A 13127-nucleotide genomic window follows, 5' to 3' on the forward strand; every position below is an offset into this window, starting at 1 on the left:
CGCGCAATACGCCAATTATAGGTTTCGCTGTTGGCAGGGCATCGTCATAAAACGGTAATCTCCACATCCCAAAACGGCGATTTTATAATTCAATCAACATATTGAATACTTTCCCCTCTGCAAACTGAAGTGGTGAAGCAGTAGACACACGCTACGCCCTACTAATCAATTTCTCTCTGGCACATACCCGCCCTCCTCTTCTCATCACTATGTTGCAAACGAGTGCTTGATGACACAGAGATGTTACAAGTGTCACCACAAAAATATTTATTTTGGTTAACTCTTGGCTTGTTTGTTGGTTTATGACTACAATCATGAGCGAAAACGAACATGAAAGAACCATTACGAACATCTGGAGGCAGTTGACGTGGAAACCAAAGACTTGATCGTTATCGGTGGCGGTATCAATGGTGCCGGTATCGCAGCTGATGCGGCCGGACGTGGGCTGTCCGTTCTGCTACTGGAAGCGCAAGACTTGGCCTGTGCTACGTCTTCCGCCAGTTCCAAGCTGATCCACGGTGGCCTGCGTTACCTGGAACACTATGAGTTCCGCTTGGTCAGTGAGGCCTTGGCCGAGCGTGAAGTGTTACTTAAACTGGCTCCTCATATCGCCTTCCCAATGCGTTTCCGTCTGCCGCATCAGCCACACTTGCGGCCAGCCTGGATGATCCGCACCGGCCTGTTCCTGTACGACCATTTGGGCAAACGCACCAGCCTGCCCGGCAGCAAAGGCTTACGCTTTGGTCCCGAATCCGTTTTAAAACCAGAACTGAAGCGTGGTTTCGAATATTCCGATTGCTGGGTAGACGATGCACGCCTGGTGGTCCTGAACGCACAGGCTGTGTCCGAACGCGGCGGAGAAGTACGTACTCGTACCAAAGTGACCCGCGCATGGCGTGAGAACGGCATGTGGGTGGTAGAAGCCACCGACGTAGACAGTGGCAAGGCATTTACCTGGCGCGCCAAAGGCCTGGTTAATGCGACCGGCCCTTGGGTGAAAAACTTCTTCGATGACGGTCTGAAACTCAAGTCACCTTATGGCATTCGTCTGATCAAAGGCAGCCATATTGTGGTGCCAAAAGCGCACAACCAGCCGCAGTCTTATATCTTGCAGAACGAAGATCATCGCATCGTGTTTGTCATTCCGTGGCTGGATGAGTTTTCCATCATTGGTACTACCGATGTGGAGTATCACGGCGATCCGAAAGAAGTGAAGATCGACGATAACGAAATCGACTATCTGTTGAAAGTGTATAACGACCACTTCAAAAAGCAGCTAGGCCGTGACGACATCGTCTGGACTTACTCTGGGGTGCGGCCACTGTGTGATGATGAATCTGACTCACCGCAGGCTGTCACCCGCGATTATACGCTGGACGTGCATGACGAGCAGGGCAAAGCCCCTCTGCTTTCCGTATTCGGTGGCAAGCTCACCACCTATCGCAAGCTGGCTGAACATGCGATGGAAAAACTGGCGCACTACTACCCCGGTTGCGGCCCTGCATGGACTAAAAACGGTTCATTGCCGGGGGGCGATATCGGGGGCGATCGCGACAGCTACGTAGCCAAACTCCGTCGCCAACACGGTTGGTTACCTGAGTCTCTGGCGCAGCGTTACGCCAGTACTTATGGTAGCCATAGCACATTGATTCTGAACAATGCGCACAGTCTGACTGATTTAGGCGAGGACTTCGGCCACGGTCTGTACGAAGCTGAACTGCGTTATCTGGTTGATAAAGAGTGGGTAATCGAGCTGGACGATGCCATTTGGCGCCGAACCAAGCTGGGTATGTGGCTTAGTGAAACCCAGCAGGCTCGAGTCAAGGCCTGGCTGGTAGAACACGCGAAACCAAAAGCGCTGTCATTGGCATCTTGATCGCGCAGCAATAAAGAGGGGCATCAACCTTTGCGTTGATGCCCCTAATGTATTTTCTTAGGGCCAGAACTTCTGACCCTATGTCATCACAATTTTATCGGCTTGATGTTCCAAATCTCATCAGCGTATTCCTGAATGGTACGGTCGGAGGAGAAATACCCCATACCGGCGATATTCAGTACTGCGCGCCGCGTCCAGTCATCCTGGTTGAGATACACCTCATCAACTTTATCCTGTGTATCCACATAGCTGCGATAGTCCGCCAGCAACTGATAGTGGTCGCCCAGATTAACCAGTGAATCAAACAAACTGCTGTAACGCTTCGGATCTTCAGGGCTAAATGCTCCCGTCGCGATCTGCGTCAATGCCTTATGCAACTCTTCATCCTGTTCATAATACTGGCGCGGGTTGTAACCTTTGCGGCGCAACTCTTCCACTTGCTCAGCCGTATTACCGAAGATAAAGATATTCTCTTCACCCACATGATCCAGCATTTCAACGTTGGCACCATCCAGCGTACCAATGGTCAAAGCACCGTTGAGAGCAAACTTCATGTTGCTGGTGCCTGAAGCTTCGGTGCCAGCCAGCGAGATCTGTTCAGAGAGATCGGCAGCAGGGATGATCATCTGTGCCAAACTTACGCCATAGTTAGGGATGAAGACCACTTTCAGATGGTGATGCACTCGTGGATCATTGTTGATCACTTTAGCTACATCATTGATCAAGCGAATGATCTGCTTTGCCGCATAGTAAGCAGAGGCGGCTTTACCGGCAAAGATCACCACGCGCGGTACATGCTTGGCCGTAGGATCCTGTAGCAAGCGGTTATAACGGGTGATCACATGCAATACATTCAGCAACTGCCGCTTATATTCGTGAATACGTTTGATCTGCACGTCAAACAAGGCATCCGGATTCACCACCACGTTGAGTTTTTTTGCAATATAGCTCGCCAGCCGCTCTTTGTTCTGCCGTTTGGCTGCCTGCACGGCCTCCAGGAAGCTCGGGTAGTCCACGTTAGGCTTGATTTCGCTGAGTTGGCTGAGATCGGTTCGCCAGTTGTGGCCAATACTCTCATCCAGCACTTTCGATAATGGCCGGTTTGCCAACCCTAACCAGCGACGTGGTGTTACACCGTTGGTTTTATTGCAGAAACGGTCAGGGAATATGCGGGCAAAATCGGCAAACAGAGATTGCACCATCAGCTCAGAGTGCAGTGCAGACACACCGTTCACTTTATGGCTCGCTACTACCGCCAACCACGCCATTCGTACCCGACGACCATTGGTTTCATCAATCAGGGATACCCGTGCCAGCAATTTATCGTCACCCGGGATCGCTTGCTGTACGTGCTTGAGGAAATGGTCATTGATTTCGAAAATAAGCTGTAAATGACGCGGCAAGATCTTACCCAGCATATCTACCGGCCAGGTCTCAAGAGCTTCACTCATCAGGGTATGGTTGGTGTAGGAGAATACTTTTTCCACCACCGTCCAGGCATCCAGCCAGCTGAATTTGTGCTCATCAATCAGCAAATGCATCAGCTCTGGTATGGACAGCACCGGGTGAGTGTCGTTGAGATGGATGGCAATCTTGTCAGCCAGATTGTCGAAGGTTTTATGCATCGTCCAGTGGCGGTTGAGAATATCCTGCACCGTCGCCGAGACCAGGAAATACTCCTGCCGTAGACGCAATTCGCGCCCAGAATAGGTGGAGTCATCTGGATAGAGCACGCGCGATACGTTTTCGGAGTGGTTCTTATCTTCTACAGCGGCAAAGTAGTCGCCCTGGTTGAATTTACCCAGATTGATTTCGTTACTGGCCTGCGCACTCCATAAGCGCAACGTGTTGGTGGCATCGGTATCAAAACCCGGGATCACCTGATCGTAGGCAATCGCGATAACCTCTTCGGTCTCCAACCAACGCGCCTTAGCCCCTTCTTGCTGGATACGTCCACCAAAGCGGACTTTGTAACGGGTATTGTGGCGCGGGAATTCCCACGGGTTGCCGTATTCAAGCCAGTAGTCTGGTGATTCCATCTGCTGGCCATCGATGATGTTCTGCTTGAACATGCCGTATTCATAGCGGATACCATAACCCCGTCCTGGCAGTGCAAGCGTCGCCAGCGAATCAAGGAAACAGGCTGCCAGCCGCCCTAAGCCGCCATTACCCAGGCCAGGATCGTTTTCTTCTTCTAACAGTTCACTCAGGCTTAAGCCCATTTCGTTTAGTGCGTCTTCAATGTCCTGATAAATCCCCATGGATAACAGGGCATTGGAGAGTGTACGTCCGAGCAAAAACTCCATCGACAGGTAATAAACCTGACGGACATCTTGCGAAAGCTGGGCTCGGTTAGAGCGTAACCAACGTTCCACCATCCTGTCGCGCACCGCAAACAACACCGCATTAAGCCAGTCGTGTTGGGTGGCAATCGCAGGATCTTTGCCGACAATAAACATCAGTTTATAGGCGATAGAATGTTTCAGCGCTTCAACACTGACCGTGGGTGAGGTGTAACTAAACGGTGAAGTCATAGCAATTCATTCCCAAGTGCGTCATTACAACAAGCGTTGATAAAGCGACAAATAATCTTTTGCCGCGACTTGCCAGCCAAAATCCAGGCTCATGGCATGGCGTTGTACGTGCCGCCAATGTTTTGGTCTGCCCCACAGCACCATGGCACGCCGAATGGCATTACCCAGCGCTGCGGCATCGCAGTCATCAAACACAAATCCGCTGGCGGTTCCATCAGCCAGATTCTCCAGCGCACAATCGACCACCGTATCCGCCAACCCACCGGTACGACGTACCAGGGGCAAAGTGCCATATTTCAGGCCATAAAGTTGCGTTAACCCGCAAGGCTCAAAACGGCTAGGTACCAGAATGACGTCCGCCCCGCCGATAATGCGGTGAGAGAATGCCTCGTGGTAGCCAATCTGCACACCAACCTGCTCCGGATAATCAGCTGCGGCAGCTAGAAATGCCTGCTGCAATACCGCATCACCGGCACCCAACAGCGCCAGTTGCCCGCCTTGCGCCAGCAAACCTGGCAATGCTTCCAACACCAGGTCTAGCCCTTTCTGGCTGGTCAGACGGCTGACTACTGCAAACAACGGTAGCGATTCATTCACTTCCAATCCCATCGTTTTTTGCAGATGGATCTTGTTTTTGGCTTTGTCTTTCAGACTTTCAGCATCGTAACGTGCCGTTAGGCGCGTATCGTGGGATGGCTCCCAGATCCCTTCATCCACACCATTGAGAATGCCGCTCAGCCTTCCCTGCCGCTGACGATCCTGCAATAACCCTTCCATGCCGTAGCCAAATTCTGACCGCGTGATCTCACGCGAATAGGTTGGGCTGACGGTAGTGACATGATCGGCAAAGTAGAGACCTGCTTTCAGGAAGGAAATCTGCCCGTAGAACTCCAGGCCATAAACATTCAAGAACGACGAAGGTAACCACAGCTCCGCCATATGATGGGCAGCGAATAACCCTTGATAAGCCAGATTATGTACGGTGAAGACCGAACGCGCCGGGTAGCCATTTGCTGCCAGATAGGCGCAGGCTAATCCCGCATGCCAGTCGTGAGCGTGTACCAGCTTCGGACGCCAGTAACGATCCAGCCCTTTTGCCATCTCGCAAGCCACCCAGCCCAACAAGGCAAAACGCCGGTGGTTATCGGGATAAGCGCGCATCGACTGGTCGTGGTATGGGCTGCCTGGACGATCATATAGCCAGGGGGCGTCAATCAGGTAAACGCCCACACCATGATAAGTGCCGTAACGCAGGCTTACACGCCCGGCAAAAGAGTCGATCTCCGCGACCAGCACCGTATCTGGAATGCCATTGCGCACGTCTGGGAAAGCTGGTAACAGCACCCGAACGTCCGCTCCCTCGGCAATTTGTGCCGTCGGCAATGCGCCAACCACGTCTGCAAGCCCACCGGTTTTAAGCAGCGGGTACATTTCAGAACATACGTGTAAAACCTGCATTATCACTCCTGAAATTCGGTAATAACTTCTTTGCGGAGATAGTGGACGTAGCACACTACGCCCACAGGTTCGCAAGCGAAATCCTTACAGCTTTGACAACATTTCACGCGTTACCAGCACAATGCCCTCTTCAGAGCGATAAAAACGTCTGCTGTCTTCATCCGCATTTTCACCAATCACCATCCCTTCAGGAATATGGCAGGCACGGTCAATGATGCAACGACGCAGGCGGCAGGAGCGACCAACGTTAACATCAGGCAATAAGACCGAGGAGTCGACGGTACAGAAAGAGTTTACCCTGACACGCGAAAATAATACCGAATGCACCACAACCGAACCGGAGACGATACAGCCACCAGCGACCAACGAGTTCATCGTCATGCCATGGCTACCGGAGCGATCCTGCACAAATTTGGCTGGCGGCAACGGTTCCATATAAGTTCTGATAGGCCAGGCACGGTCATACATGTCCAGCTCCGGTGAGACCGATGCCAGATCGAGGTTGGCGCGCCAGTATGCTTCCAGCGTTCCAACATCACGCCAATACGGTGGCAGTTCAGGGTTGGAGGTGACACAGGAGAGCGTAAACGGATGTGCCCATGCAGCTTTCTGAGCAGTAATTTTCGGGATCAGATCTTTACCGAAGTCATGACTGGAATCTGGAGTCGACATGTCTTCCTCCAGCAGTTGGAACAGATAGCTGGCATTGAAAATGTAGATCCCCATGCTGGCCAGTGACATATCCGGATTGCCGGGCATCGCAGGTGGATTTTCAGGTTTCTCGAGGAACTCAAGGATCAGATCGTTATCGTCCACCTTCATGACGCCAAACTCGCTGGCTTCCGAACGCGGCACCGGAATACAGGCCACGGTACATTGTGCCCCTTTCTCCACATGGTCGATCAACATGCGCGAGTAATCCATTTTGTAAATATGGTCGCCCGCCAGGATCACCACGTATTCCGCCTCATATCGGCGGATAATATCGAGGTTCTGGTAAACCGCATCCGCAGTCCCTTTGTACCAATGCTCGGTACTGAGCCGCTGTTGTGCAGGCAACAGGTCGACAAACTCGTTCATTTCCTCGTTAAGGAAAGACCAACCGCGCTGTATATGTTGCACCAAAGTATGCGAATGGTATTGAGTGATCACGCCCATGCGGCGGATCCCCGAATTCAGGCAATTCGACATAGCAAAGTCAATGATGCGGAACTTACCACCGAAATGAACCGCAGGCTTAGCCCGGGTAGAGGTCAAATCTTTCAAACGCGAGCCACGGCCGCCAGCCAGAATCAGGGCAACGGATTTATTCGGCAGTTGGCGCGCCAACATCAGGGGGTCTTTATTTTCAAACCTAACCATAGCTGACTCCTTTAATTTTTCTTTGCCAGCACGCAAAGGGAATGCGCAGCCTGGCACCAGGCGGGTAGGACCGCCCGTGAATCGTCCTGGGTAAATGGAGCAACAACCTGCCACTCCCCTTCAGGTAACATCATCTCAACGGCGCGCGGCGTGGCATTGATCACCAGCAACCAGCGTTGCGACAGGTGGATCTGCAAATACCGCTCGCCCCGTTCCCACTCTTGCGCACTGAGCGGTTGCCCGTGCACATTCAACCACCGCACGCTGCCGTCTCCCTCCTGCCACCAGTTATCTCCCTGCAAAGCAGGGATTTGCTGGCGTAAGCGGATCAACGCGGCGGTGTATGTGGTGAGGGAATCGTCCGCCTTGGCCCAATCGAGCCAGGTGGTTTTGTTATCCTGACAGTAAGCATTGTTGTTACCCTGCTGACTATGTCCATGCTCATCACCGGCCAGCAGCATCGGTGTTCCTTGAGCCAGAAGCAGCGTGGCAAGGAGTACCCGCTGACTGGCCTTACGGTGTTGTAAAACGGTATCGTCGGCAATGGGACCTTCGACGCCGTGGTTACAGCTAAAGTTACGGTCAGTGCCATCACGGTTTCCTTCGCCGTTAGACTGGTTATGCTTCTGGTTGAAACTCACTACATCCTGCAAGGTAAATCCATCGTGGGCAGTCAACATATTAATGCTGGCATGGGGCGCACGCCCACGGTGGTTAAAGACCTCGCTGGAAGCAGCAAAGCGCTGGGCAAACTGACCAAGTGACAGATCGTTCTGCAACCAGAAACGACGGATATCATCACGGAAATGGTCATTCCACTCAGCAAAACGGCCAGGAAACGCCCCAACTTGATACCCCCCTGGGCCAATGTCCCAAGGTTCGGCGATCAGTTTGCAGCGCCCTAACGTGTCGTCCGCCAGCATCGCCTGAAACAGCGGTGCATCGCGGTCAAACGCCGGTGTTCGGCCTAACACCGTGCCAAGATCGAAGCGGAAACCGTCGACATGGCATTCGCGTACCCAAAACCGCAGGCATTCCATTACCCACGAAACACCTGCTGGCTGATCCAGCCGCAGCGTATTGCCGCAACCGGTGACGTTATCGTAGTCTCCCTCAGGAGTTAGCCAGTAGTAACTTGCGTTATCAATGCCACGCAACGACAACGTTGGTCCATCAACATCCAGTTCTGCGCTATGGTTGAACACCACATCGAGAATCACTTCAATCCCGGCTTTGTGCAACGCCTTTACTGCGTCACGAAATTCACGCAGCGGTGTCATGTCGGTAAGCAGACTGCTATAACGGTTGTCCGGCGCAAAGGGTGCCAGCACGTTATATCCCCAGTAATTAATCAATCCCATGCGTTGCAGGCGCGGTTCTGTGGTGTGCTGTTGAATCGGCAGTAGCTCAAGTGCCGTAATCCCCAACCGCTTGAAATATGCAATCATCACCGGGTGGCCCAACGCAGCAAAACTACCGCGCAGCGCCGCCGGGATTTCCGGATGCAACAACGTCAGCCCCCGGACATGAGCCTCATAGATAACGGTCTTGCTCCAAGGAGTCAGAGGAGGACGATCGTCCTCCCAGTCATATCTTTCATCGATCACCACACACTTGGGCATTAACGTTGCGCTGTCATGAGGATCGGGATAGTCGTATCCCCCATGCAGATTCAAGTGATCTGCGACCGGACCCTCTACCGCACGAGCCGCCGGGTCAAGTAGCAGTTTATTGGCGTTAAAACGGTGCCCTTGTTGCGGTTCGAACGGGCCATGTACCCGAAAACCATAACGCTGCCCTGGCTTGCCACCCGGTAAATAGCCATGCCAGATGTGCCCACTACGAGCCGGTAACGGTATGCGCGTTTCACGATGCAGTTCATCGAACAGGCACAGTTCGACCTGTGTGGCGTGCGCAGAAAATAGCGTGAAATTAATCCCACTACCGTCATAGTGAGCCCCGAGAGGCGCAGCGATACCGGGCATCAACGCCGTCATTACCCCTCCCGCCGCAGATAAACCGTTGCCAAAGGTGGCACCATTATGCTGATCGAATGTTCACGATCATGGCTTGCAATAGGCTCCGAGACTACCCGCCCCTGATTGCCAGTATTACTACCGTGGTAGTGGTACGAGTCGGTATTCAGGATTTCCCGATATTCCCCAGGGCGGGAAATACCGATGCGATAATGATGGCGGGGCACCGGAGTAAAGTTGCTGATGGCAATCAGTTCATTCCCCTGCGAATCATAACGCGCAAAGGCAAACACCGAGTTCTCATGATCGTCTACTACCAACCACTCAAAACCCTCAGGGCGATAATCACACTCGTACAGCGGAGCATTGTGCTGATAGCAATGGTTGAGATCGCGTACCAACCGTTGTACACCGTGGTGCCAGCTATCTTCCCCTTCCAGCAAATGCCAATCCAGGCTGGTATCGAAATTCCACTCACGCCCTTGAGCAAATTCACTGCCCATAAACAGCAATTTCTTACCTGGATGCGCCCACATAAAGCCATAATAAGCCCGCAGGTTGGCAAATTTCTGCCAGGCATCGCCCGGCATCCGATCCAGCACCGAATGTTTACCATGCACGACTTCATCATGCGAAATAGGCAACACGAAGTTTTCGGTATGGGAATAGAGCATGCCAAAGGTCATCAGATTGTGATGATATTTACGATGTACCGGGTCGCATTTCATATAGTTTAGCGTGTCATGCATCCAGCCGAGATCCCATTTGTAATGGAATCCTAAACCGCCAGCGTCCGGCGGTAATGTTACGCCTGGATAGTCTGTCGACTCTTCCGCCAACGTCACTGCACCCGAACGCTCTTTACCTATCGTCTGATTGGTATAGCGCAGAAACGAGATCGCCTCGAGATTCTCTTTGCCACCATAGCAGTTAGGTACCCACTCACCGTCTGCGCGGCTGTAGTCACGGTAGATCATCGATGCCACCGCATCGACCCGCAGGCCATCAATACCAAAACGCTCAAGCCAGTAGAGCGCATTACCCGCCAGGTAGTTACGTACTTCATTGCGGCCGTAGTTGTAGATCAGTGTATTCCAGTCCTGATGAAATCCTTCACGAGGATCGGCATATTCATACAGCGCGGTACCGTCAAAATTTGCCAGACCGTGGGCATCACTGGGGAAATGCCCCGGTACCCAATCGAGGATCACGTTAATCCCAGCTTTATGAGCCGCAGCTACGAAGGCTTTAAATTCTGCTGGTGTGCCGAAACGGCGTGTAGGCGCATATAGGCCCAGAGGCTGGTAACCCCAACTACCATCGAACGGGTGCTCGTTAATCGGCAAAAGCTCAATGTGGGTAAAACCCATCTCTTTAACATAGGGGATCAGTTGATCTGCCAGCTCTTGATAACTGAGCCAGAAATTATTGTCGGTATGACGGCGCCAGGAACCCAGATGCACTTCGTAAATAGAAATAGGGCGGTCAAAATCATTAGCCCGACGCCTCTCAGGTGTGTTTTCCACTACCGCAGGCAACGGCGTAATCAATGACGCCGTTTCTGGCCGCATTTGCGCTTCAAAAGCGTAAGGATCGGCTTTCAATTGAACATTGCCGTAACAATCGATAATTTCGTATTTATACAGTTGACCGGCTTTAACCGCTGGCACGAACAGTTCCCAAATGCCATTTTCTCGCCGCAAACGCATTGGATGTCGTCGACCGTCCCAGAAATTGAATTCACCGACAACGGACACCCGCTGCGCATTCGGTGCCCATACGGCAAAGCTGACGCCTTCAACCTCATCCAGCACGCCGGGATGTGCCCCCAACCGCTCATAAGGACGGAGATGGGTTCCCTCAGCCAATAGCCAACTGTCTATATCCTGCAATAACGTACCAAAACGATACGGGTCTTCAATGAGTTGCTGATGATCGCTCCAACTGACTTCAAGCTGATAACGGAAGGGGGTTTTACGGCGAGGGACAATAGCGCTAAAAAAACCTCGGGCATCATCACAATTGAGTTGCACCAGCCGGTTACCCGTTTTGCTTTCCACCAGCCATACTGTTCCGGCATCTGGCAACAGAGCGCAAATTTGCAGCCCACGTTCGGTAACATGCATGCCAAGTAATGAAAATGGATCGGCATAGTGACCAGAGATTAACTGATTAATCACGTCACGTTCGGGAAGTACAGGCATTATATTCTTCCTTTAATTAAGAGCATGACTTTTAAGGGGCTACGCTGATAAGAAAGCAGCCGTTGAACCTATCATGCAATTGATTTGCAACCTAAAGCGTGATTCCGGTCGGTTATTGGTTAATCAATTACCGTCCAAACTATAGTTTCGCTCTTTATGGTCACTTTTCGGACAAAACTTCACCATTAGTGGTGACTTTATTCAACAACCCGTTAAGCATAGCCAATGTCAGCTAAAAACATTGCCGCATCATGAAGGAAAATTATTTATCGGAAAAATCACAAAACTGACCACACACTGTGATGCTATTCATGCGGTACGGTAAGTAGTTAATGGCGAAACTTCCCCGCTCCTTTAACGCTCTCACCCATAGCGCAGCCAATAACGGAAAAGTTTAAAATAAGGGGTTTAAGGGCTGTAAGAGCTCAGCCCTTAGGAAGTTTAGTTTAAGGTTACAGCAGAATACGCAGCATGCGGCGCAGCGGCTCCGCCGCCCCCCAGAGCAACTGATCGCCAACGGTGAATGCAGAGAGGTATTCCGGCCCCATGTTCAACTTACGCAAACGGCCCACAGGCGTATTCAATGTCCCGGTCACTGCTGCAGGAGTTAGCTCACGCATAGTCAGTTCGCGGTCGTTAGGGATCACTCGCACCCAATCGTTGTGCGTTGCCAGAAGTTGTTCAATTTCCGGCAAAGATACATCCTTCTTCAGCTTAAGAGTAAAAGCCTGACTATGGCAGCGCAGTGCCCCTACACGCACGCACAGGCCATCGACCGGAATGGTGGTTGAGGCATTGAGGATCTTGTTGGTTTCCGCCTGCCCTTTCCACTCTTCGCGGCTTTGGCCATTTTCCAACTGCTTGTCGATCCAGGGAATCAGGCTCCCCGCCAAAGGAACACCAAAGTTATCGGTCGGCAGCTTACCGGAACGGGTAGCTTCTGTGACTTTACGTTCAATATCCAGGATCGCCGAGGCGGGATCCTGTAGCTCTTTCGCCACGTCCGCATGCAACATACCCATTTGCATCAGCAGTTCACGCATATGGCGGGCTCCCCCCCCAGATGCAGCCTGATAAGTGGCGACAGAAGCCCACTCAACCAGATCGTTAGCAAATAGGCCACCCAAAGACATCAGCATCAGGCTAACGGTGCAGTTACCGCCAACAAAGGTCTTGATCCCCTTGTTCAAACCTTCATGGATAACCATACTATTTACAGGATCAAGGATAATGATCGCATCATCTTTCATGCGCAAAGAAGAAGCAGCGTCGATCCAATAGCCTTGCCAACCGGTTTCACGCAGCTTCGGATAGATTTCATTGGTGTAATCACCACCCTGGCAGGTAATAATAATGTCGAGTGCACGCAGTGCCTCTATATCATAGGCATCCTGCAGTGTGCTTTGCTGGCCACCGAAAGCCGGCGCGGCAGCACCGTGCTGTGAAGTGGAAAAGAATACCGGGCGAATAGCGTCAAAATCGCGCTCTTGTGTCATGCGTTGCATGAGTACAGAGCCGACCATACCGCGCCAACCGATGAAACCAACGTTTTTCATATTTACAGTCCTGCCTTGGAGGATGACTATGCTCAATACTTTTCAGGCCTAAACGTTAACATCGGCATGAAGGGCAAGAGACATATTTAAATTGTAAGTGGTGTGCAATATGCACCCACCTTACAAAATGTCAGCGCAGGCGCAAAGTGAATTTATTCGAT

7 protein-coding genes are annotated in these 13127 nt (G+C 51.9%); 1 reads left to right on the top strand and 6 read right to left on the bottom strand.

The genetic code is table 11. The annotated features are described in order from the left end of the window. Nucleotides 1-367: 367 nt before the first annotated feature. The gene (gene glpD / locus SAQUA_RS23110) at nucleotides 368-1876 is read left to right on the top strand and encodes a glycerol-3-phosphate dehydrogenase (RefSeq protein WP_380676667.1); all 1509 of its coding nucleotides are present in this window, start codon (nucleotides 368-370) and stop codon (nucleotides 1874-1876) included. A gap of 86 nt (nucleotides 1877-1962) precedes the next feature. Here the strand turns inward: glpD and glgP are convergent, their stop codons facing one another. The 6 genes from glgP to asd form a co-directional block, all read right to left on the bottom strand. Next, the gene (glgP, locus tag SAQUA_RS23115) at nucleotides 1963-4410 is read right to left on the bottom strand and encodes a glycogen phosphorylase (RefSeq protein ID WP_380676664.1); all 2448 of its coding nucleotides are present in this window, start codon (nucleotides 4408-4410) and stop codon (nucleotides 1963-1965) included. A 24-nt stretch (nucleotides 4411-4434) separates the two neighbouring features. Continuing rightward, complete coding sequence (gene glgA, locus SAQUA_RS23120) at nucleotides 4435-5868, bottom strand: glycogen synthase GlgA (RefSeq protein WP_380676662.1); 1434 nt, start codon at nucleotides 5866-5868, stop codon at nucleotides 4435-4437. A gap of 84 nt (nucleotides 5869-5952) precedes the next feature. Further along, nucleotides 5953-7230, bottom strand: a complete 1278-nt coding sequence (gene glgC / locus SAQUA_RS23125) for a glucose-1-phosphate adenylyltransferase (protein ID WP_380676660.1) — start codon at nucleotides 7228-7230, stop codon at nucleotides 5953-5955. Between the two features lie 11 nt (nucleotides 7231-7241). Next, complete coding sequence (gene glgX, locus SAQUA_RS23130; RefSeq protein WP_380676658.1) at nucleotides 7242-9227, bottom strand: glycogen debranching protein GlgX; 1986 nt, start codon at nucleotides 9225-9227, stop codon at nucleotides 7242-7244. Continuing rightward, complete coding sequence (gene glgB / locus SAQUA_RS23135; protein WP_380676656.1) at nucleotides 9227-11410, bottom strand: 1,4-alpha-glucan branching enzyme; 2184 nt, start codon at nucleotides 11408-11410, stop codon at nucleotides 9227-9229. The genes glgX and glgB overlap by 1 nt, the downstream gene beginning before the upstream one ends. 452 nt (nucleotides 11411-11862) lie before the next feature. After that, nucleotides 11863-12966, bottom strand: coding sequence for an aspartate-semialdehyde dehydrogenase (gene asd, locus SAQUA_RS23140; protein ID WP_380676654.1), 1104 nt, complete (start codon nucleotides 12964-12966; stop codon nucleotides 11863-11865). Between the last annotated feature and the right edge of the window lie 161 nt (nucleotides 12967-13127).

Source organism: Serratia aquatilis, assembly GCF_044865145.1.
In the GTDB taxonomy this organism is placed as follows: Bacteria; Pseudomonadota; Gammaproteobacteria; order Enterobacterales; family Enterobacteriaceae; genus Chania; species Chania aquatilis.